The following is a 21,364-nucleotide window of genomic DNA, read 5'->3' as shown; positions in this document are numbered from 1 at the left end:
TCACGCCCGGAGTTCGGTTCGCGCCCTGAACCCGATCCGTGCCTGAGCCCGGTTCTCGCCCTGAACCCGCCCCGCGCCTGAGCCCGGCTCGCGCCCGGGCCGTCGTCTCGATCCGGTGTACGGCGTGACGGACACGGTCTTCGTCCGGGAGCATGGGAGCGGCCCGTGACGTGACCGGGCCGGAGGAACGGGGAGGGTACGGGGATGACTCGCGCGATGCGGTGGCTGGTGACCGTGGTGGCGGCCGCCGCGACGTTCGGGGTGTGCGTGTGGGTGGTGCGGGCGGTGCCGTGGGGGTGGCTGCCCCAGGGCGAAGGCCCTCGCCTCGACACGGCCCTGGCCTTCGGCACGGTGGTGGCGGGGGCGGTGCTGGCGGTGGGCGGCTGGTGGGCGTCACGGGAGCAGCCTCCGACCTCGACCCCATCCCCGGCCCCGGCCCCGGTTCCTCGACGGACGGTGACGCAGGAGGCGACGGCCTCCGGGAACGGCCGGATCGCACAGGCCGGCGGCCCGCAGCCCTCCGACGGCGCTCCCTCCCAGGTCAGGCAGCACGCCGAAGCGTCCGACGACGGGGACGTCGCCCAGACGGGCGGCGGCGCCGCCCAGGTCGACCAGCGCGCGAAGGCGTCCGGACGGGGGCGCATCACGCAGACCGGCGGGGACCAGGGCACCGAGGGGTCTTGAGGCGTTGAGCGAACGGTACGAGCCCGAGGAGTCCGGCCCGGCGATGGGGCCCGACTCGACCGACGGCATCCGGCAGTGGGCCCGCGCGTCCGACAACGGCAGCACCTACCAGGCGGGACGGGACCAGCACTTCTGGGGGCCGGGCAGCGGGCCCGCCCTCCAGTCCCTCGCCCCTCTGCCGCCCGCCTCGCGGCTGACCGGCCGAGAGGAGCGAACCGACGAGCTCCTGAAGGCGTTGGCTCCCGCCGGGACGGGCGTGACGGTGGTGACCGGTCTCCCCGGCGTCGGCAAGACCGCGCTGGCCCTGCACACCGCGCACCGGGCCGTCGGCCTGGGGCACTTCCCCGGCGGAACACTGTTCGTGCACCTGCGCGGCTACGATCCGGCCGGCGCGGTCGGGCCCGAACAGGCCCTGGAGTCGCTGCTGCGGGCGCTCGGGGTACGGGACGGGGACCTGCCGCCGACGGTCGAGGAGCAGGCGGCCCTGTACCGGTCGGAGCTGGCCCGGCGCGCCAGGGAACACGGGGCGGTCCTGATCGTCGCCGACGACGCCTCCTCCCCCGGCCAGCTCCGCCACCTCGTCCCCGCACACCCCGCGCACCGACTCCTCGCCACCTCCCGGGACGCCTTGGCGGCCCCCGACTTCCGGGCCCGTCTCGTCCCCCTGGACGAGCTGGACCCCGAGTCGGCCACCACGCTGATCACCACCGTCCTCGCCGAGGTCGACCCCGACGACCCGCGCGCCGGGGAGGACCCCGGGGCCCTGGCACGGGTGGCCGACTACTGCGGCCGGCTGCCTCTGGCCCTGACGATCGCCGCCGCGCTGCTGACCGACGACACCGGTCTCCCGATCGCCGTCCTGGCCGACGACCTCGCCAACACCCGCACCCGCCTGAAGAGGCTCCAGCACGAGGACGGCGACGGCCGCTCCCTGGCCGTCCAGGCGGCCTTCGACCTGTCGTACCGGCGCCTCACGCCGCAGGACGCCCGGCTGTTCCGCCTGCTGCCCCTGAACCCGGGCCCCGACCTGTCCACCGAGGCCGCCGCCGCGCTGAACGGCCGGGAGGAACGGGAGACCCGCGCCGGCCTGGCCGCCCTCGCCCGCGCCTGCCTGATCGGCGAACAGCCGGCCCGCTCCGGCCGCTGGCGCGCCCACGACCTGATCCGCCTGTACGCGGCCGAGTTGCCGGAGGAGGAGGGCGAGAAGGAGGCGTTCGAACGACTGCTGGTGTACTACACGGCCACCTGTGACGCCGCCGACGACCATGTGCGCGCGCTGCCGGGACAACCGGTGCCCGAGCTCTTCGCCGACCGGGCCACCGCACTGACCTGGCTGGACGCCGAACGGGCCAACCTCACCGCTCTGGTCCCTCGCGCCGTGGACGACTACCCCCAGGTGGTCATCCACCTGTCCGAAGGACTGAACGTCCATCTGGCTCAGCGTCGCCACTTCCATGACGCTCTTGCCATCAACGAGCAGGCGCTCACCGCCGCCCGCGGACTCGACTACCGCTACAGCGAAGGCACCGTACTCAACAACCTCGGCAACCTCCTCCAGGAAGTGCGGCGCCACGACGAAGCCGTCCAGGCTCACACACAAGCCGTGGACATCTTCCGCGAGCACGGTGACCGGAACGGCGAAGGCCAAGCGCTCAACAACCTCGGCAACGCCCTTCGCTCGGTACAACGCCACGAAGAAGCGGTCCAGGCTCACACACAAGCCATAGCGATCTACCGCGAAATAGGCGATCGACACCGCGAAGGCATCGCACTCAGCAATTACGGCAACGCCCTCCAGGGAGTGCGGCGCTACGACGAAGCCATCCAGGCTCGCACTCAAGCCGCGGACATCTTCCGCGAGCACGGCGACCGCTACGGCGAAGGACAAGCATTCAACAACCTCGGCAACACCCTCCGGATAGTGGGCCGCCACGACGAAGCCATCCAGGCTCACACACAAGCCGTGGCCATCTACCGCGAAATAGGCGATCGCCACGGTGAAGGCCTAGCCGTCGGGAACCTCGGCAACGCACTTCACGCGGCACAGCGCCACGAAGAGGCCATCGAGGCTCACACACAAGCCATAGACATTTTCCGTGAGTTCGACGACCCACACAGCGAGGGCGTAGCCCAGCGCAATCTCGACGCGACCCGGCTCAAGATGCAGCGGGCACGCAGGAAGGGGAGATGGTTCCGGTGGAGGCGGGCTCGCGGACCCGAGGCTTGAGCCGCGGGGTTCGGGTCTGGCTGCCCCCCGCGCGAGTCGACGCAGGGCCGCCGACGGGGGGCCACCGGGGACGACGTCCTGCGCATCGTGCCCTCACCACCGGCCTCGTACGCCGTCGCCTCGGCGACAAGCTGCCGCCGCCCCTCACTCCGCGTCCTCGAACGCGGCACCTGCGGGACGGCGGCTGCGAGCCTGCCCCGGCTGTCGCTCAGGGAGTGGCGGCGGGCGGTGTGGTGCGCGGGAAGGAGATCTCGACCCGGCGGTTCTTCTTGCGGCCCTCTTCAGTGGCGTTGTCGGCGATCGGGTAGTCCTCGCTGTAGCCGCGGATGTCGAAGGTGGTCCCGGGGCCCAGGCTCCGGGCGAGCACCTGCTGCACGGCTACGGCGCGCTGCTTCGAGAGCTTCAAGCCGTGCTCGTACGTCCCGAGGTTGTCGGTGAACCCGAAGACCCGGACCCGCCCGGATCCCTGCTTGTCGATCTCGGCGGCGATCGCGGCGATCCTGCTCGTGGCGGCGGCCCCGAGCTTGGCGCTGTCCTTCGGGAACAGCACCTCGGCCTGGAGCGCGAACGTCACGTCCACGTTGGTGTCCTGACGGCGCTGCGCACCGCCCTCCTCCTCGACGATCTGCTTGATGTCGAGGACCTTCGGGGGCGCGAGGACAGCTCCGTCGGGCAGCATCAGACCCGGCGCGCTCTCGTCGATGACGGGCACGGGGGACGCGGTGCCGGCGGAGCCGGGCGGGTCGTCGGCGTGGGCGAGCGGCACGGAGACGGGCCACAGGACCACGGAGACGAGGGCGATTGCGGCGAGGCGGCGGGGTGTCGTCGTCATGGCGTCGCCTCAGGAGAGTTTGAGGGTGGCGGGTTCGAAGGTGGGGAGTTGGAAGGAGACTTCGGTGGTGGAGGTGGGGGGGGCGGGGAACTGGAGGAAGACGGTAGCGGTTCCCCCGGCGGGAAGAATGTCGAGGCCCGTAGTGGTCAGTGGGCGGCCGTCAGTGTCACGCAAGACGTAGTACCGCTTCTTCCCCGCGGAATCGAGGAGTGTGGCTCCTCCCAGGGAGTTGCCGTGCTTCATGACCTCGGTCTCGTCTCCACGAATCTGACCGGGAAGCGCAAGGGAGCGTGAAGAAGTGTTCTTCAAGGACCCTTTGATCGTCAGGAAACCGCCCGCGTCCCGCTCGGCCGAGGAAAGGACTAGTTCGACCCCGTCGTTCCCCTTGAGCACGGCCAACGTCTCCCTAGGTTCCTCAGCGGCTTGTGATCCCTGCGTGACCGATCCACTCTTGGAGGGAACGACCGCCGTCGAGGCAGGTTTGTCCGCTTTCGGCTTCTCGTCGGCTCCGCAGCCGACCGCGAGGAAAGCCACCGACGCGACCGCGAGGGAAGAAAGCCCCCTTCGTGCGTATCGAACGTTCATGAAGCGTGCTTCCTTTACTCGTCGTCGCCGGTCAGTCGAACAGTGAAGAGGTCTGTGGCATTGGGTAGTTCGGGGTCATCCGGATCGATCGTCCAAGCATCGCCATCGCAAGTGAGTCCAGTGATCGGCTCCGGCTCCGGTCCCTCCTCCGGCTCCGTCGGATCGGGTTCCGGCTCGGTCTCCTCCGGTGCCGGAACTTCCGGTGTCGGAGCTTCCAGCGGTTCGAAACTGCACTTCGGTTCGATCACGGCGTTCGCGGACGCGGTGGCATCCTGCGCTTCCGCTCCTGTCGTCCTTACTGTGACGCCGAATCCCTCGCGCTCCCCGGACAGACGTACACAACGACCACTCAGAATTCCCGCGCCGTTCCTGGCCGCGAAAGCGGCTGCCTGTTGACACGCGGAAAAGTGATCGAACTCTTTCCCCTCAAGGAATCCACCCCATTGCACAGGGTCGAGGATCACCTTGACCCATCCCTCGCGCAGCTGATCCCGCGCGTCCTGGGCAGCTGCGAGAGCCGCTGCGTCCGCGGCGGTCTGGGCACTATTGCGGGTGACGGCAGCCTGCCCGAACGCGAAGTAGACAAAGGCCAAGAACAAGAGACCCGCTACGGAAGCAACGTAAACGGGGAACGCCTGGCCCGCGTCACCGCACGAGCGAACCGCAGCTACTTGCCCCCGGTCAGATCGGCGATCTTCTGCGTAATGGCGTTCTTGATCGAGTTTCCGATGTCCGTCCCGGTGATCGCCACCACAATCGCCACCACCACCACAATGATCCCCAGATACTCCACCGCCGTCTGCCCGCGGTCCCCAGCCCTGGGCCTCGTGCGAGTGGTCAGTTCGACCCTGGCCTTGGTCAGGGCCTTCAGCATCGCGTCGTTCATCGTGGTCCCCTCCGCGTTCGGACGCCTGCGCTCCGGAACGGTATGCCCGTGGAGCCGTCGGTGCACAGGGTCCCCGGGCCCATTCGTCAGGTCGGGTCATGGGAGGGACCTCGTGCCCCGCCAGGAGGCTATGGCCTCGGCACCGGTGCGGGTGTGGAGTTCGGCGAAGATTCGGTTGAATCGGTCGAGGTGATTCTTGACCGGTTTCCCCGCGGCCAAGCATGTCGCGGCGATCCGCCGGCCGTCGAGGCCCGTGCCCTTCGGGTCCATCGCCCCCCGCCTCCCCTCGCTCTCAGTCCGCACTGTGACACACTCCGTTGCATCCGCGAAGCCTTTTGGGCGAACAAGTCTTCGGACGGGCACCGCTCTCACTCGCCCGTCACCGAGCCGAAGTCCGTTCCCGTGCCCAGGAACAGGCCCGCGCCGAGGAGGATCATCGTCGCCGGGACCATCAGGGTCGTGATCACCATCGTCGCCTTCGGGACCGCCTTCGCCGCCTTCCGGCGGGCGTTCTGGGCGTCGGTGCGCCGCATGTCGTTGGCGATCTGGATGAGCGTGTCGACGATCGGGGCGCCCAGCTCCTCGCCCTGCTGGAGCGCCGTCACGAACTGCGCCACCTGTTCCGAGTCGTTGCGGCGGCGCAGTTCGTCGAAGGCCTGGCGGCGGCTCACTCCCATGTCCATCTGGCGGAGCGTGATGCGCAGTTCGTCGGACCACGGGCCCTCGTACTTCTCCGCGACCCGTTCGAGCGCCTGGCGGAAGCCGAGGCCCGCCGAGACGACGACGGCGAGGACGTCCAGGAAGTCCGGCAGCGTGCGCTCGATCTGGTCCTTGCGGATGCGGACCGCCGACCAGATCCCCACCTCCGTCCAGAACGCCCCGAAGGCCAGGAGGAGCAGTGCCGTGAGGTACGAGCCCTTCGACAGCATCAGGAGGGCGCCCAGGGCCCCCAGGAAGCCGTACACCGCCCGGCGGGCGCCGTAACGGTCGATCGTCAGGCCGCCCGGGTTCCCCGCCAGGTCGATGCGGCGGCGCACCGCGTTGACCCGCTTCGGGCCCATCAGGCGCAGGACCGCCGGCGACCAGCGCATGCCCAGGCGGTCGACCGCCGAGTCGACCGCGCCGGTACGGGTCGCGCCGACCTCCAGGGCGAGCCGGAGGTCGTCGGGGAGCTTGGCGTCGGCCCGGTAGAGGCGGACGCCGTAGCAGGCACCGGCGACCGCCAGGCCGGCCAGGAGGGCGAGGAGGAGTTCCACGGCGGCCGTCCCTACACGTCGATCTTCGAGAAGCGGCGGATGATGACGAAGCCGACCGCGTACAGGGCGAACGCGGCGATCACCGCGAACTGCCCGAGGCCCGAATCCGTCATCCGGTCGAGGGCTCCCGGCTGCATGTTGTCGATGAGGAGGAGCGAGCCGACGCCGATGACGGGGACCGAGTACGCCGTCATGCTCACCTGCGAGAGCTGGGTGCGGACCTCGCGCCGGGTCTCCTTGCGCTCCTCCAGGGTCTCGGTGAGGTTCCGCAGGGAGGAGACGACGGTGCCGCCGGCCCGGTTGGCGAGGACCAGCGTGGTGACGAGCACGACGAGCTCGCGGGAGGGGAGCCGCTCGGCGAGCTCGCCGAGCGCGTCGTCGAGGGAGGTGCCGACGGACAACTGCTGCGCCACCTTCTCCAGTTCGTCGCCGGCCGGGGCCTCCAGCTCGTCGGCGGCCAGGCTGAGGGCCATCCGGAGGGCGAGGCCCGCCTGGGTGGCGTTGGCCAGGATGCGGGAGAGCTCGGGGAGCTGGTTGATGAACTTCTCGATGCGCTTCTGCCGCTGCCAGTTGAGGTAGCCGAGGGCCACCCAGATGCCGAGGAAGCCGCAGATCGGGCCGAAGAAGGGGGACAGGAGCGCCTGGCCCCCGGCCCAGAGGACCGCCACGGTCGCCGTGAGGGCGACGGTGAACTCGCCGGGCGTGACGTCCAGGCCGGTGGCCGCGATCCGCCGCTCCAGCCTCCGGCCGAGGGCGGTTCCGCGCACCCTCCGGTCGACGCCCCTGAAGTGGCGCCTGCGGCGGCCGGCGGTCTCGGGCTCGGCCGTCTCGTCGAGGCGGGCGACGAGGGCCGCGTGCCGGCGGGCCCCGCTCGCGTACAGCTGGACGCCGGTCACGCCCAGGACGCAGCAGAGCAGCGCGACGCCGATCGTCAGCCAGAAGGGGTCGGTCGTCATTCCGCCTCCCGGGCGGGCACGTGCCTGTCGTACCTGCTGTACATGCCGTACCCGTCGGTCGTCATTCCGCCTCCCGGACGGACGCATGCCTGTCGTACCTGCTGTACACGCCGTACCCGCCGGTCGTCATTCCGCCTCCCGGACGGACGCATGCCTGTCGTACCTGCTGTACACGCCGTACCCGCCGGTCGTCATTCCGCCTCCCGGACGGCCAGGTGCGCGTCGGTCGCGGCCACGCCGAAGGCCTGCGGGAGGGGCTGCCCGGCCAGGTAGAGGCGTTCGGCGACCCGGCGCGGCAGCGGGTGGTACGTGAACCGCCCGTACACCCGTCCGTCGGCGGCGAGCGGCTGGGCGTGGAAGCGGCAGACCGTGGCGAGCAGGAAGCGTTCGCGGCCGTGCGAGGCGAGGACGGCGATCTCGGTGATCCGGCGGGTGCCGTCCGGGTGCCGGGTGAGCTGCACGAGGACGTCGACCGCGCTGTTGATCTGGTCGCGCAGGGCCTCGAACGGCACCTTCACCTCCGACATGGAGGCGAGGGTCTGGAGCCGCATCAGGGCGTCCTCCGCGGAGTTGGCGTGCACGGTGGCGAGGGAGCCGTCGTGGCCGGTGGACATGGCCTGGAGCATGTCGAGGGTCTCGCCGCCGCGGACCTCTCCGACGATGATGCGGTCCGGGCGCATGCGCAGGGAGTTGCGGACGAGGTCGCGGATGGAGATGGCCCCGCGGCCCTCGATGTTGGGCGGCCGGGCCTCCAGGCGGATGACGTGGGACTGCTGGAGCTGGAGCTCGGCCGAGTCCTCGATGGTGATGATCCGCTCGCCGTCCGGGACGAGCCCGGAGAGGGCGTTGAGGAGGGTGGTCTTCCCGGTGCCGGTGGCGCCGGAGACGATCAGGTTGAACTTGGCCTGCACGAGCCCCGAGAGCAGGAGCAGCATCTGCTCGTCTAGGGAGCCGAGGCCGATCATCTCGTGGAGGGTGTACGCGCGCGGGAAGCGGCGGATGGTGAGGGTCGCGCCGGTGAGGGACAGCGGCGGGATGATGACGTTGACGCGCTCGCCGGAGGGCAGACGGGCGTCGACCATCGGGTTCGACTCGTCGACGCGGCGGTTGACGGTCGAGACGATCCGCTCGATCGTCTGCATGAGCTGGTCGTGGGAGGCGAAGCGGAGCGGCAGGAGTTCCACGCGTCCGTTGCGCTCGATGAAGATCTGGTCGGGGCCGTTCACCATGATCTCGGTGATGGAGGCGTCTTCGAGGAGCGGTTCGAGGACGCCGAGGCCGAGGGCCTCGTCGACGACCCGGCGGATCAGGCGGGCGCGCTCGGCGGTGGAGAGGACCGGGCCCTCGCGGCTGATGATGTGCCCGAGGACGCGCTCCAGACGGGCGCGCCGCTCGGCGGCGGCCAGCGCGGACATCTCCGTGAGGTCGATCTCCTCCAGGAGCTTGGCGCGGAAGGCGGCGACGAGGTGCCCGTCCTCACGGGCGGCCGCGGCGCCGCTCTCCTCGGGGGCGTTGATCCGGGAGCGCAGGCTCACGGCAGGTCCTCCTCGTCGGGCATCGGCATGGTGGCGGTCTTCCTCACGTCGTCGAAGGTCCAGAAGGGGACGACGGAGGGGATGCGTACGGTGACGGTGGCGACGGCCTCGCCGCCGCCCCGGCCGACGTCGACGCCGGTGACCCAGTCGGCCGCCGCGTAACCGGCCGCCGTGGCGTCGGGCCGCTCCTCCGCGTCGCTGCTCGCCGCCCGCGCCGCCGCCCGCGCCGCCGTGCCCGCCTGCTGGGCGGCGTACGCGGCGACGCCTAGCTGGAGCCCCGCGAGCCCGACGAGGAGCAGGATCGGGAGGAACCCGAGGTACTCGATGGCCGCCTGGCCCCGGTCGCGGGCCCGTCCGGGCCGCGTGTGCGTGACGCGGGTCCGTCCGGGCCGCCGTTCGTTCGTGGCGCGGGCCCTCGTGCGCGGTCGTCGGTTCATGGTGTCGGCTCCTCCCGTACCGCGCCCGCCTCCGCCGTGACCGGGAAGAGGCCCCCCAGGCCCGGGACGAGGGCGGGCACGTCGACCCCGACCCGGACGTGGACCATGCCGCCGCCCTGGTCGCAGCTCGCCTCCGAGACGTTCCAGGCGCCGTCGATGTGGCGGCGGGCGGCGGCGCCCCAGTCGTCGTCGACCGCGCACGCCCGCGCCGCCTCGTCCGCCGCGTTCCCCGCCAGGCTGTACGTGTACCCCACCAGGACGACCTGCCAGAGCAGGGCGAGGGTGAGCAGGATCAGCGGGACCATGCCGAGGAACTCGACCGCCACCTGCCCCTTGTCGTCACCCCCGTGGTCGCGCATCGGTCAGCGGCCCCCGGTGCGGCGGCGCAGGCCGAGGGAGCCGCGGTCGCCGCCGGAGCGGGCGAGCTGCTTGCCGGGCTCTCCCGCGGCCCGGTCCGCCCGGACGAGGCCCAGTTCGCCCGCGAGGGACCAGAGCGCCTGCTTGACCGTCGACCTGGCGTCGAGCTCGTGGAGGCGGCCGGCGTCGACGACGGCCTGGAGCTCCTTGAAGTGCGCGGGGACGGAGACGCCGGCGACGCGGGTCCCGGTGATCTTCTGGACGAGCGGCGGCTGGATCTCGCTGGAGCGGTGCTGCCGGTTGACGAGGGTGATGGTCTCCTCGGCCTTGCGGACCTGGAGCCGTTCCCACATGCGTACGGTCCGTTTGGCGGCCCGGACCGCGACCACGTCGGGGGTGGTGACGAGGAGGGCGGTGTCGGCCATCTCGATCACGGCGGCGTTGGCGCCGTCGAGCCGCGAGCCGCAGTCGACGACGACGACCTCGTGGCGGCCGCGCAGGGCGCTGACGGCCTGGCGGGCGGCGCGGTCGGTGACCTCCTCGCCGCGTTCGCCCTCGGCCGGGGAGAGGAGCAGGGAGAGGCCGGTCTCGTGGACGTAGACGGCGTCCTGGAGGACGCGGGGCGAGATGTCGGTGATGGCGGCGAGGTCGGCGACGGAGCGCCGGAACTGGACGTCGAGGTACGAGGCGATGTCGCCGCTCTGGAGGTCCATGTCGACGAGGGCGACGCTCCGGCCCGAGGCGCGGGCGGCGAGGGCGAGGTGGACGGCGGCGACGGTGGTGCCGACGCCGCCCTTGGCGCCGCTGACGGTGACGACGGTGCCGCCGGGTCCGGTGACCTGGTCGGGCCCGGTGCCGAGGTGGCGGCGGACCCCGGCGGACCACTGGGCGGCGGCCTGGACGCGGCTGGCCAGCTCCTCGTACCCCAGGGGCAGGGTGACGAGGCCGCGGGCGCCGGAGTCCATGGCGGCGGAGAACAGCACGGGGCTGGCGTCGGCGGTGATGAGGACGACGCCGACGGCGGGGAAGCGGAGGGCGACCTCGCGGACGAGTTCGAGCGCGGGGACGGGTCCGATCCGCTCGTGGACGAGGACGACCTCGGGGAGCTCGTCGAGGGAGGCGGCGGCGAGGCGGGCGAGGGTGTCGACGAGCTGGGTGGAGTCGGCGACCGGCGGGGCGGGTTCGGCGTCGGGCAGCTGGCTGAGCAGCGTGGTGACGGACCGGGCCGCGTCGGGGTCGCCGACGGCCGGCAGGATCCTCGTGGTCATACCGGCCTCACTTGTCCTTGTCGAGCGTGTAGGTGCGGTCGCGCTGGTCGACGGGGGCGCCGCCCGTGGAGGGGGCGACGAGGGCGAGGCGTACGTGCTCGGCGAAGGACTCGGCGTACGCGACGCGCTGGGTGTCGAGGGTGGAGAGCGCGAAGGTGATGGGGACGGTGGAGGTGGCCCGGTCGGCGCGGTCGGAGCGCTCGGAGGCCGGGGTGAGCTTGCCGACGTCGAGGACGCGGGCGCCGGAGACGATCATCCGGGACTGGTCGGGGTCGCCCTTCTTCTCGCCGGCGAAGGTGGCGTAGATGTTGACGGTGGCGCCGGCCGTGATCTTGCCCGCGACGCCGGTGCCGGCGTCGATCATGATGGCGATCTCCTGCTGGCCCGGCTGGAGCGCGGGCCGGTCGACGATCATGTCCTCCTGGAGGAGGGAGCCGGCCTTGAGGGTGGTGACGGCGATCTTGCCCCTGATCGCGGCGAGGTCGGTGACGGCGGTCTCGGAGAGCCAGCGCTTCGGCATGGTGATCTTCTCGAACTGACCTGCTCTGAGGGCCTCGTAGGGCTTCACGTTCTCCGTGATCCGGTACGCGGTGGTCTCCGGGCCGACCTTGGAGTTCACGTCGCTGATGACGGCGAGCACGCCGGCGAAGGCGCCGAGGGCGCACAGGACGGAGAGCAGCAGCAGGATCACGCCGCGGCGCTGGCGGGAGTTCATGGCCGTACTACCTCGATCGGAGACGTGGGTCCGGACGGACGGAGACGGTGGGCTGGCGGGTGCGGACGTACGAGGACGGGCCGGTGTACGGGGGCGGGGGCCGGGGCGCGGTTCATGGCAGGGCGCGGGGGGTGTGCGCGCCGGGCCCGAGGGCCCGGGTGGGGTGCGGGACGGCGGGCCTCAGGGCGCGGGGGTCCGCGGGGGCGGCGGGGGTGTCCCCGGACGCCAGGGCGTGCCGTGGGTCGACGGCGCGGGGGGCGGCGGTGCGGGGGTCGGCGCCCTGTGCGCCCGTGTACGCGCCCGCGTAGGTGCCGCCGCCCGGTTCCGGGACGGTCAGGGGGGCCGCGCAGAAGCCGCAGCGGTCGCCGATCAGGTCCATGCCGCACCAGTGGCAGGTCTCGCGCCGTACGGAGGCGACGAGTTGGTGGAGGACGGACGGGTCGGGGAGGTACGCGGCGAACTCGACGAGTTTCCCGGTGCCCCACCAGCCGGGCGAGGCGGCGGGCAGCGGGGCCTCCTGGACGGGGCCGGGGATCCGCCAGCGGGGCACGAGGGTGGTGGCGGGCCAGTCGGTCTGGAGCTGGCCGCGGGCGAGGAGGAGTTCGGTGGCGAACTCGGGGCCCGCGAGGGGCTCCTCCGCCTTCCCTCCGCCGCCGACGCGCACCATCTGCGGGGTGGGTCCGGCGAGGACGGCGAAGTGGGCGCCTGGCAGCCAGCTCTTGAGGTGGGAGCCGAGGCCGACGGGGACGCGGTCGAGCCGGGAGACGGAGCCGAGGACGGCGCCCGCGTAGATGTAGTGGGCGAGCAGCCGGGCGGCGGAGGCGAGGACTCCGGGGCTGAAGTCGAAGGCGGCCAACTGGCAGAGCTGGCGGACGAGGACGGCCGCGCCGAGCGGCGGCAGGTCGGTCCTGACCAGGGCGATCCGGTCGCTCTCCAGGAGGGAGCGGACGGCGTGGAGGCGGTTCTCGACGGCGGCCGGGACGGAGGTGGGGCAGACGACGACCACGTGTCCGTACCGGGCGAGGAGCTGTTGCAGGTCCGCGACCGAGGCGTCCAGCGGGCGCCCTTCGGGGGGCGGGAGCACGGCGGCGCGCGGGGTCCCGGGGTCGGTCGGCGGCAGCACCAGGTCGCCGCTGGTGACCGCGATCGCTGTCGGCACGTCGGCCCCCCGTCCCCTCCGGCCCCCGGAGTCACGGGGGTCACGGTTCACTTACCGCGTTCACGACGTCACACCGGGGTGCGGCCGTCTCTGCACCTTATCCGCGTGCCCCGGGGTGGTGAACACACAATCCGCCAAGCTCCCTCCATTTATTCGGCTCCGGGCCCCGGGTCCGGTGGCGGACCCGGTTCCGGACCCGGGAGCGGACCCGGGATCGGGCCCGGAACCTGCCCCGATCCCGCCCGGAGCGCGTCCCGGAGCGCGCCCCGGAAGCCGGGCCCGCGGTCCTTCCCGGCCCCGGTTTCCCGCTCCTCCCGAACACCGTTTGCCGCCAGAGGTCTTGACAACGCGATTGGTCTGGACCAGCTTGTTCGCACAACGGTGGCCACCGTCCCGACCCGTACCCCTCGTACCGCCTCGTACCCCCGTACGAACCCCCTCCGTACGACGACGTACGGCACCTCCACATCCCCAACTCCCCACGGAGGATGCACGTGGACCGCACCACCACCCGCCCGCGCGGCCGCAGATGGCTCGGCGGAGCCCTCGCGCTCGCCGTCGGCTCCGGGCTCGTCCTCGTCGGCGGAGCCGGCACCGCCCAGGCGGCGGACGTCAACGTCGCCAAGAACGCGGGCTTCGAGAACGGCCTCGCCAACTGGGCCTGTTCCGCCGGGAGCGGCGCCGCCGTCTCCTCGCCGGTCCGCACCGGCGCCGGCGCCCTCCGGGCCGCCCCGGCCGGTCTCGACAACGCCAAGTGCGTGCAGACCGTGACCGTGAAGCCCAACTCGACGTACACGCTGAGCGCCTGGGTCCAGGGCGGCTACGCCTACCTCGGCGCGAGCGGCACCGGGACCGGCACCGGCTCGGTCTCCACCTGGACGCCGGACTCCCCGTCCTGGAAGCAGCTCACCACCACCTTCACCACGGGCGCCGCCACCACGTCGGTCGAGATCTACACCCACGGCTGGTACGGCACCTCCCCCTACCTCGTCGACGACGTGAGCGTCTTCGGGCCCGACGGGGGCGGCGTCCCGGACCCCGACCCGGTCGTCCCGACCACCCCGGCCGGTCTCGCGGCGGGCACCGTCACCTCCTCCTCCGTGAGCCTGAGCTGGGGCGCGGTCTCCGGCGCGACGGCCTACAAGGTGTACCGGGACGGCGCCGGCCCGCAGACCGTGAGCGGCACCTCCGCCACGATCACCGGGCTCACCGCCGACACCGCGTACCAGTTCCAGGTCTCCGCGACGAACTCCGCGGGCGAGTCCGCGAAGTCCACCGCCGTGACGGCGCGCACCGCCAAGAACCAGACCGGCCCCGGCCCGGCCGTGCCCAAGCACGCCGTGACCGGCTACTGGCAGAACTTCGACAACGGCGCGGCCAAGCAGAAGCTGCGGGACGTGCAGGCGGCGTACGACATCATCGCCGTCTCCTTCGCCGACTCGACGACCACGCCCGGCCAGATCGTCTTCAACCTCGACCCGGCCGTCGGCTACGCGTCGGTCGCCGACTTCAAGGCCGACGTCGCGGCCAAGAAGGCGGCCGGCAAGTCCGTGATCATCTCCGTCGGCGGCGAGAAGGGCAACGTCACGATCAACAGTGACGCGAGCGCCACCGCCTTCGCCAACAGCACGTACGCCCTGATGCAGGAGTACGGCTTCAACGGCGTCGACATCGACCTCGAACACGGCATCAACTCCACGTACCTCACCAAGGCGCTGCGCCAGCTCTCCGCGAAGGCGGGTTCGGGCCTGGTCCTGACGATGGCCCCGCAGACCATCGACATGCAGTCCACGGGCACGGAGTACTTCAAGACCGCGCTCGCCGTGAAGGACATCCTCACGGTGATCAACACCCAGTACTACAACAGCGGTTCGATGCTGGGCTGCGACGGCAAGGTCTACAGCCAGGGCTCGGTGGACTTCCTCACCGCGCTCGCCTGCATCCAGATCCAGGGCGGGCTCGACCCGTCCCAGGTCGGCCTGGGCGTCCCCGCCTCCACCCGGGGCGCGAGCAGCGGCTACGTCTCCCCGCAGATCGTGAACAACGCGCTCGACTGCCTGACCAAGCTCACCAACTGCGGCACCTTCAAGCCGGCCCAGGCCTGGCCGTCCCTGCGCGGCGCCATGACCTGGTCCACCAACTGGGACGCGACGGCCGGCAACGCCTGGTCGAACGCGGTCGGCCCGCACGTGCACGGCCTTCCGTAACCAACAACCCCCTCCCGTACGCGTACGGACACGGGCTCCGCAGCGCCGCCGCTCCCCCGGCGGCGCTGCGTCGTTCCCGGGTCCGGCCGCGTGCTCAGCGGCGGGGCAGGAATCCGGCCAGGACCGGGTCGAGCCGGGCCACCCACTCGTCGACCCGGGCGACGCGGCGGCCGTCGAGCTCGCACGTGTACGCGCCGCCCTCGTAGAGCGAGACCACGACGTTCAGACCCCGGCCGCGGCGGGTCCGCAGCAGGTCCACGCCCGAGATCTCCGCCCAGCCGAAGTCGACCTCCTCGCCGTAGAGCTGGAGGTGCACGCCGGAGCCGTCGACGACGATCCCGGACACCCGGTCGGCGGCCACGAACTCCGGCACGAAGCCGGGCGGTACGGATCCCGGCTGTACGGCTCCCGGCCGTACGGCTCCGGGCGGCGCGGCGGGCGGCGGCGGTACGGCGAAGGCGCCCGGGGGCCCGAAGCCGGGACCCGGCGGCGTCGCGTACCCCTGTCCGTACCCCGGGGGCCCGTAGGCGGGCGCCGTCGGGAGGCCTGAAGGCGGTACGGAGGGCGGCACGGGGAGCGGCGGGGAGCCGTAGGGGTGGGCGGGCGCGGGCACGACCACTGTGGCGGGCGGGCGTTCCCCCTCCTCCGGCGTCCCCTCACCCGGCGTCCCCTCCCCCAGCGCGTCCAGGATCTCGTCCGGCGTGGGGCGTTCGGCCGGGTCCTTGGCGAGGCAGCGGGCCACCAGGGCGCGCAGCGGCTCCGGGAGGGAGCCGAGGTCGGGGGCCTCGTGGACCGAGCGGTACATGAGGCCCATCGGGGTACCCTCCCCGAAGGGGCGCCCGCCCGCGGCGGCGACGAGGACGGCGCCGAGGGCGAAGACGTCGGCGGCGCCCGTCACCTCCTCGCCGAGGGCCTGTTCGGGGGCGAGGTAGCCGGGGGTGCCGAAGGCGGAGCCGGTGGCGGTGAGGCGGGTCGACTCCAGGGCGCGGGCGATCCCGAAGTCGAGGACGCGGGGTCCGTCGGGGGCCATGACGATGTTGCCGGGCTTGAGGTCGCGGTGGACGAGTCCGCAGGCGTGGATGGCCTCCAGGGCCTCCGCGAGCGCGGCGCCGAGCGCGCGCAGCCGCGGTTCGTCCATGGGGCCCTCGGCGTTGACGAGTCCGGCGAGGGTGGGGCCGGGGACGTAGGCGGTGGCGAGCCAGGGGGCCTCGGCGTCGGGGTCGGCGTCGACGACCTGCGCGGTGTGGAAGCCGCCGACGCGGCGGGCCGCGGCGACCTCGGCGCGGAAGCGTGCGCGGAAGGAGGGATCGGAGGCGAGTTCCGGCCGCGCCACTTTGACGGCGACGGCGCGTCCGCCGCGCGATCGGGCAAGGTAGACGGTGCCCATGCCGCCTTCGCCCAGCTTGTGCTCGATGACGTATCTGCCGATGAGGGTCCCCACGCGGGACAGTATGGCCGAAGTCCGTATCTTGACCGGTCCATGACATGACCTCACCATGTCCGGAACACCCCGCACGACCCCGCACCCCCCGTACGACCCCGCACCACCCCCGCACCCCACACTCCGCTTTGTCGTTGTCGCACCCCCCACCCTCCCCACCCAGGAGACAGCATGCGACGTTCCCTCCGCGCCAGGAGGCCCGGCAGGAGGTCCGCCACCCTCGCGGCCCTCGTGGCACTCGCCCTCGTGGCCCCCCTCTCCGCGCTCGCGACACCCGCCGGGGCCGACCCGGCGCCGACCGCCGCCCGTTCCTCCGCGGACCGGGAGGTGGTCCGGCAGTACGAGGTCGCCGGCCCCGCCACCCCGGCCGCCCGCACCGCGCTCGCCGCCACCGGGGTCTCGATCGACGAGGTCGACGCCCGCGCGGTCGTGGTCAGCGCGAACACCGAGCAGCTCGGGCGCCTGAAGGCCCTGGGCTACAAGCCGGTGGCCCTGCCCGCCCCGCCGGACCGCGGCGAGGCCGCCCGGTCGGCCCTGGGTCCGCTGGACTTCCCGTCGGCGGACTCCCGCTACCACAACTACGCCGAGGCGAAGGCGGAGATCGACCAGCGGCTCGCCCAGTACCCCTCGATCATGAGCAGGCGGGTGATCGGGAAGTCGTACGAGGGCCGGGACATCGTCGCGATCAAGATCAGCGACAACGTGGCCACCGACGAGAACGAGCCCGAGGTCCTCTTCACCCACCACCAGCACGCCCGCGAGCACCTCACCGTCGAGATGGCGCTCTACCTGCTGCGCGAACTCGGCGCGGGCTACGGCACGGACAGCAGGATCACCAACGCGGTGAACGGGCGCGAGATCTGGATCGTCCCGGACCTCAACCCGGACGGCGGCGAGTACGACATCGCGTCCGGCTCCTACCGGAGCTGGCGCAAGAACCGGCAGCCCAACTCCGGCTCCTCGTACGTCGGCACGGACACGAACCGGAACTGGAACTACAAGTGGGGCTGCTGCGGCGGCTCCTCCGGCACCAAGAGCTCCGAGACCTACCGGGGCACGGCCCCCGAGTCCGCCCCCGAGGTGAAGGTCGTCGCCGACTTCGTCCGCTCCCGGGTGGTCGGCGGGAAGCAGCAGATCAAGGCGGCGATCGACTTCCACACGTACAGCGAACTGGTCCTGTGGCCGTTCGGCTGGACCACCGCCGACACCGCCCCCGGCATGACCCAGGACGACCGGAACGCCTTCGCGGCCGTGGGCGGGAAGATGGCCGCGAGCAACGGCTACACGCCCGAGCAGTCCAGCGACCTGTACGTCACGGACGGCTCGATCGACGACTACCTGTGGGGCGCGCAGAAGATCTTCGCGTACACCTTCGAGATGTACCCGGCCTCGTCCTCCGGCGGCGGCTTCTACCCGCCCGACGAGGTCATCGAACGCGAGACCGCCCGCAACCGGGACGCGGTGCTCCAACTCCTGGAGAACGCGGACTGCATGTACCGCTCGATCGGCAAGCAGGGGCAGTACTGCGCGGCCTGATCCGGAAGGCCGGGTGCGGGCCCGTACCCCTCCGGGGGTACGGGCCCGCACCCGTCACCGGGGGCGCGCCGTGTCCGCCGCGCCGGACGGTTTCGGGACCACCCCGTCCAGCGGGGTCAGCAGCCAGTGCCCGTCCTCGCGGCTCACGGTCTCCACGACCGCGACCGGACGCTTCCGCTCCCCGGCGGTGCCGGTCAGCCGGACGCTCCAGACGTTCGGGAACTCGGAGGTGCGCTTCCACGTCACGTCCCAGTCCTGCCCCCCGTACTCCTCGATCCGGGCGCGGGCGTCGTCCCTGCCGTGCGGATGGGCGGCGAGGAGGTCGGCGAGACCGGCCTCGTCCGAGGCGTTGAGCAGCGTCACGTACCGTCCGAGGAACCGGTCCTGGTCGGCCGGGTCCGCCTTCTTCTCCTCCGCCCCGCCGCAGCCGGACAGCAGCCCCGCGCACAGCAGGGCCGCGACCGGCACGCCGAGACGAGCCGTCCGGCGCCCTCGGTCAGGTGTCGAATGGTCCTTGAAACCATTGCCGCTGAAGTTCATCTGGACGTGCCCCCTCGGCCCCGGGCGTGAAGTGCCCTGGGGAACGACCGTGACACGGGGGGTGCTTCCGTCCGCCCCCTGCGATCGATGTGGCGTTCGACCGCCCGGGAATGGCCGGTTCCCGGTGGCGGAACGCGGGCCCGGCCGGGGGAGGCCGCGGCCGGGCCGTGTCCCTCAGCCGAGCACCGCCAGCGCGTCGATCTCGATGAGGAGGCCGGGCGGGAGGCCGACGTAGACGGTGGTGCGGGCGGAGGCGGGGGCCTTGAGGCCCTGCTCCTCGAAGTACTGGTCGTAGATCTCGTTCATCTCGGCGAAGTGGTCCACGTCCGTCAGGTAGACGCGCGTCATCATCACGTCGTCCCAGGTCGCGCCGCCCTCCTCCAGGATCGCCTTGACGTTGGCGAAGGTCTGGAGGGTCTGCTCGCGCAGGGTCGGGCCCGCGACGGTGGGGGCCCGGCCCTCGACGGCGGGCAGGAAGCCGACCTGGCCCGCCACCTGGAGGATGTTGCCCTTCTTCACGCCGTGCGAGAACTTCGCGGGCGGGGTGGTGTGGGTCGCCGGGGTCAGGGCGGTCTTCTCGGTCGGCTGCTCGCTCATGCGGTGTCCTTGGTCGGTGCGGTGCCGGAGTACTCCCGGCTGATGGCGTCCGCGGTGCGGCGCACCTGCGGGAGGAGGGTGAGGAGTTCCTCGGCCGTGACGACCACGTTGGGCGCCGAGACCGACATGGCGGCGACGACCCGCCCGTCGGCGCCGCGGACGGGGGCCCCGACGCAGTTGATGGACTCCTCGTGGCCGCCGAGGTCGGTGGCCCACCCCTGCTCGCGCACGGTCGCCAGCTCCTTGAGGAAGGCGGCGGCGTTCGGCGTCGAACGGGGCGTGTACGGGGGGTAGTCGAGCTTCGCGGCGACCGCGCGCCGCTCGGCCTCGGGCAGGTCGGCGAGGAGCAGCTTGGCCACGGCCGCGACGGTGATCGCGACGGGCCTGCCGATCCGCGAGTACATGCGGACCGGGTAGCGGCTCTCGACCTTGTCGATGTAGAGGACCTCCCCCTCCTCGTACACCGCGAGGTGGACCGTGTGTCCGATCTGCTCGTTGAGCGCGGTGAGGTAGGGGTGGGCGATCTCCCGGACGTCGAGGTTCTCGACGGCCTCCTGCGCGAGCGCGAAGAGCCGGGCGCCGAGGCGGTAGCGCTGGTCCTGCTGGCGGTGGACGAGACCGTGCTCGTGGAGGGTGCGCAGCAGCCGCAGGGCCGTGGACTTGTGGACGCCGAGGCTCTCGGCGACCTGCCCGAGGTCGGCGGGGCCCCGCGCGAGCAGCGGCAGGATGCTGAGCGCCCGGTCGACGGTCTGGCTCATGGCGTGCGTACCTCCTGGTCGTCCCCCGTGCGGCCGGGGCCTTCCGGGCCCTCGCCCGTCCGCCCGGGGCCCTTCTCGTCGGCCTCCGTCCAGCCGGGGCCGAGGTGAAGTGTCCCCCAGGCCGCGTCGTCGAGCGCGGCCAGGCGGTCGACGCGGTCGCGGCGGGGCGGGACGGCCAGGTCGCCGGGGACCGTGAGGGCGGCGGCGGCCATCAGGTGCCCGTGCCGGAGCCGGGTCCGCAGGTCGAGGCCGCGGAGGGTCGCGGAGAGGAAGCCGGCGGCGAAGGCGTCCCCGGCGCCGATCGGGGAGACGACGTCGACGCGGGGGGCGGGGACGGGGACGGGGGTCGCGGTCCCCTCGCGGTCCGCATCACCGCGGCCGGTAGCGCCCCGGTCCGCATCACCGCGGCCGGTACCGCCCCGGCCCGCATCACCCCGGCCCGCACCGCCGCGCTCGACGGCCACGGCTCCCGTGCCGCCCAGCTTGACCACGACCGTTCCCGGTTCGGGCAGGGCCTCGAAGACCGCCCGCGCGTCCGCCAGCCCCCACAGCCGCTCCGCCTCGTCCGCGCCGACGAAGACGACGTCGGCGCGGCGGGCGAGGCCGAGGAGCACGCCGGGGGCGTCGCCGTCGCGCCACAGGGCCGGCCGGTGGTTGACGTCGAAGGAGACCAGCGGCCGGCCGGGGCGCGGGGCGGTGAGCTCCCGCACCAGGGCCAGGCAGTCCCCGGAGAGGGCGGCGGTGATGCCGGTGAGGTGCAGGATCCGGGCGCCGGCGACGCTCTCGTACGGGACGGTGGCCGGCGACATGGCCGAGGCGGCGGAACCGGCCCGGTAGTAGACGACCTCGTGGGCGTCGGTGGCCCGGTCCTCGTCCGTGCGGAAGTAGATCCCGGTCGGCCGGTGCGGGTCGCGGCCGACGGCGGTGACGTCGACGCCGTGGCCGCCGATGGCGTCGACCAGGTGGTCCCCGAAGCCGTCGCCGCCGACGCGGCCGACCCACTTGGCGCGGTGTCCGGCGGCGGCCAGGGCGCAGGCGACGTTGGACTCGGCGCCGCCGATCGCGCGGGTGAAGGAGGGGACGTCCGCGAGGCGGCCCGGCCGGGAGGGGAGGAAGGTGACCATGGACTCGCCGAGGCAGACGACGTCCACGGGGCCCATGGGGTCCATGGGGTCCATGGGGTCCACGACGTCCATGTGGTCCACGACGTCCACGACGTCTACGGGGTTCACGGGGTTCACGGGGTCCACGACGTCCACGGCGCGGACGACGTCCGGGATCGCGTGTCCGCTCACTCTCGTGCTCCCTGCGACTCCCACGGGTCCATTGACCCGGCCTTGGCCCGGATGTTAGACAGCCGTGAGCAAGATGCGCAATGAGCGTTGCAC

Annotated in this window: 21 protein-coding genes; 4 read left to right on the top strand and 17 right to left on the bottom strand. The window is 72.5% G+C overall.

Going from position 1 to position 21,364, the window contains the following annotated elements:
- Window positions 1–204: 204 nt before the first annotated feature.
- Both ACWGSR_RS06915 and ACWGSR_RS06910 read left to right on the top strand, forming a co-directional pair.
- Complete coding sequence (locus tag ACWGSR_RS06915) at window positions 205–684, top strand: hypothetical protein (protein WP_453564074.1); 480 nt, start codon at window positions 205–207, stop codon at window positions 682–684.
- A 4-nt stretch (window positions 685–688) separates the two neighbouring features.
- The gene (locus ACWGSR_RS06910; RefSeq protein WP_453564072.1) at window positions 689–2,911 is read left to right on the top strand and encodes a tetratricopeptide repeat protein; all 2,223 of its coding nucleotides are present in this window, start codon (window positions 689–691) and stop codon (window positions 2,909–2,911) included.
- A 208-nt stretch (window positions 2,912–3,119) separates the two neighbouring features.
- On the opposite strand, the gene ACWGSR_RS06905 is transcribed toward ACWGSR_RS06910, so the two are convergent.
- The 12 genes from ACWGSR_RS06905 to ACWGSR_RS06850 all read right to left on the bottom strand — a co-directional run bounded on the left by ACWGSR_RS06905 (window position 3,120) and on the right by ACWGSR_RS06850 (window position 12,897).
- On the bottom strand, window positions 3,120–3,743 hold the full coding sequence (locus tag ACWGSR_RS06905) for an OmpA family protein (RefSeq protein ID WP_376234924.1): 624 nt from the start codon (window positions 3,741–3,743) through the stop codon (window positions 3,120–3,122).
- 9 nt (window positions 3,744–3,752) lie between these two features.
- Window positions 3,753–4,328: a hypothetical protein gene (locus tag ACWGSR_RS06900; protein WP_453564069.1), complete on the bottom strand. Its 576-nt coding sequence runs from the start codon at window positions 4,326–4,328 to the stop codon at window positions 3,753–3,755.
- A gap of 14 nt (window positions 4,329–4,342) precedes the next feature.
- Window positions 4,343–4,921, bottom strand: a complete 579-nt coding sequence (locus ACWGSR_RS06895) for a pilus assembly protein TadG-related protein (protein ID WP_453564067.1) — start codon at window positions 4,919–4,921, stop codon at window positions 4,343–4,345.
- Between the two features lie 74 nt (window positions 4,922–4,995).
- Window positions 4,996–5,214, bottom strand: coding sequence for a Flp family type IVb pilin (locus tag ACWGSR_RS06890; protein ID WP_453564065.1), 219 nt, complete (start codon window positions 5,212–5,214; stop codon window positions 4,996–4,998).
- Between the two features lie 368 nt (window positions 5,215–5,582).
- Window positions 5,583–6,470 carry a DUF5936 domain-containing protein gene (locus tag ACWGSR_RS06885; RefSeq protein WP_376234918.1) on the bottom strand — a complete coding sequence of 296 codons (888 nt, stop codon included), beginning with the start codon at window positions 6,468–6,470 and terminating at the stop codon, window positions 5,583–5,585.
- Window positions 6,471–6,481: 11 nt separating this feature from the next.
- On the bottom strand, window positions 6,482–7,426 hold the full coding sequence (locus ACWGSR_RS06880; protein WP_432086773.1) for a type II secretion system F family protein: 945 nt from the start codon (window positions 7,424–7,426) through the stop codon (window positions 6,482–6,484).
- A 191-nt stretch (window positions 7,427–7,617) separates the two neighbouring features.
- Entirely contained in the window at window positions 7,618–8,961 is a 1,344-nt protein-coding gene (locus ACWGSR_RS06875) for a CpaF family protein (protein ID WP_366371472.1), read from the bottom strand.
- A complete protein-coding gene (locus tag ACWGSR_RS06870; RefSeq protein ID WP_453564061.1) occupies window positions 8,958–9,398 on the bottom strand; it encodes a TadE/TadG family type IV pilus assembly protein in 441 nt (146 codons plus the stop codon). Before ACWGSR_RS06870 ends, ACWGSR_RS06875 begins: the two co-directional genes overlap by 4 nt.
- Complete coding sequence (locus tag ACWGSR_RS06865) at window positions 9,395–9,757, bottom strand: TadE/TadG family type IV pilus assembly protein (RefSeq protein WP_376234910.1); 363 nt, start codon at window positions 9,755–9,757, stop codon at window positions 9,395–9,397. Before ACWGSR_RS06865 ends, ACWGSR_RS06870 begins: the two co-directional genes overlap by 4 nt.
- A 3-nt stretch (window positions 9,758–9,760) precedes the next feature.
- Window positions 9,761–11,023 carry an AAA family ATPase gene (locus ACWGSR_RS06860; protein WP_453564059.1) on the bottom strand — a complete coding sequence of 421 codons (1,263 nt, stop codon included), beginning with the start codon at window positions 11,021–11,023 and terminating at the stop codon, window positions 9,761–9,763.
- Window positions 11,024–11,030: 7 nt separating this feature from the next.
- Entirely contained in the window at window positions 11,031–11,738 is a 708-nt protein-coding gene (gene cpaB / locus ACWGSR_RS06855; protein ID WP_453564056.1) for a Flp pilus assembly protein CpaB, read from the bottom strand.
- Between the two features lie 112 nt (window positions 11,739–11,850).
- Window positions 11,851–12,897 (bottom strand): hypothetical protein, encoded by a 1,047-nt coding sequence (locus tag ACWGSR_RS06850; protein ID WP_376234902.1) that lies wholly within the window; start codon window positions 12,895–12,897, stop codon window positions 11,851–11,853.
- 494 nt (window positions 12,898–13,391) lie between these two features.
- On the opposite strand from ACWGSR_RS06850, the gene ACWGSR_RS06845 reads away from it, so the two are divergent.
- Window positions 13,392–15,104 carry a chitinase gene (locus ACWGSR_RS06845; protein ID WP_453564053.1) on the top strand — a complete coding sequence of 571 codons (1,713 nt, stop codon included), beginning with the start codon at window positions 13,392–13,394 and terminating at the stop codon, window positions 15,102–15,104.
- A gap of 94 nt (window positions 15,105–15,198) precedes the next feature.
- Here ACWGSR_RS06845 and ACWGSR_RS06840 read toward each other — a convergent pair whose 3' ends face one another.
- Window positions 15,199–16,545, bottom strand: a complete 1,347-nt coding sequence (locus ACWGSR_RS06840; RefSeq protein WP_453564050.1) for a serine/threonine-protein kinase — start codon at window positions 16,543–16,545, stop codon at window positions 15,199–15,201.
- A 171-nt stretch (window positions 16,546–16,716) separates the two neighbouring features.
- On the opposite strand from ACWGSR_RS06840, the gene ACWGSR_RS06835 reads away from it, so the two are divergent.
- On the top strand, window positions 16,717–18,081 hold the full coding sequence (locus ACWGSR_RS06835; protein WP_453564047.1) for a M14 family metallopeptidase: 1,365 nt from the start codon (window positions 16,717–16,719) through the stop codon (window positions 18,079–18,081).
- 54 nt (window positions 18,082–18,135) lie between these two features.
- Here the strand turns inward: ACWGSR_RS06835 and ACWGSR_RS06830 are convergent, their stop codons facing one another.
- From ACWGSR_RS06830 to ACWGSR_RS06815, 4 genes are all read right to left on the bottom strand, one after another.
- Window positions 18,136–18,549, bottom strand: coding sequence for a hypothetical protein (locus tag ACWGSR_RS06830; RefSeq protein WP_376234893.1), 414 nt, complete (start codon window positions 18,547–18,549; stop codon window positions 18,136–18,138).
- Window positions 18,550–18,795: 246 nt separating this feature from the next.
- Window positions 18,796–19,218 carry a RidA family protein gene (locus ACWGSR_RS06825; RefSeq protein ID WP_376234891.1) on the bottom strand — a complete coding sequence of 141 codons (423 nt, stop codon included), beginning with the start codon at window positions 19,216–19,218 and terminating at the stop codon, window positions 18,796–18,798.
- Window positions 19,215–19,976 (bottom strand): IclR family transcriptional regulator, encoded by a 762-nt coding sequence (locus tag ACWGSR_RS06820; protein WP_453564043.1) that lies wholly within the window; start codon window positions 19,974–19,976, stop codon window positions 19,215–19,217. The genes ACWGSR_RS06825 and ACWGSR_RS06820 overlap by 4 nt, the downstream gene beginning before the upstream one ends.
- Window positions 19,973–21,145: a sugar kinase gene (locus tag ACWGSR_RS06815; RefSeq protein ID WP_453564221.1), complete on the bottom strand. Its 1,173-nt coding sequence runs from the start codon at window positions 21,143–21,145 to the stop codon at window positions 19,973–19,975. The genes ACWGSR_RS06820 and ACWGSR_RS06815 overlap by 4 nt, the downstream gene beginning before the upstream one ends.
- Window positions 21,146–21,364: the final 219 nt, after the last annotated feature.

The organism is Streptomyces sp. NPDC055632 (genome assembly GCF_053618675.1).
The sequence above is the reverse complement of the archived record's forward strand: the minus strand, read 5'-3'. Positions and strand labels throughout refer to the sequence as shown.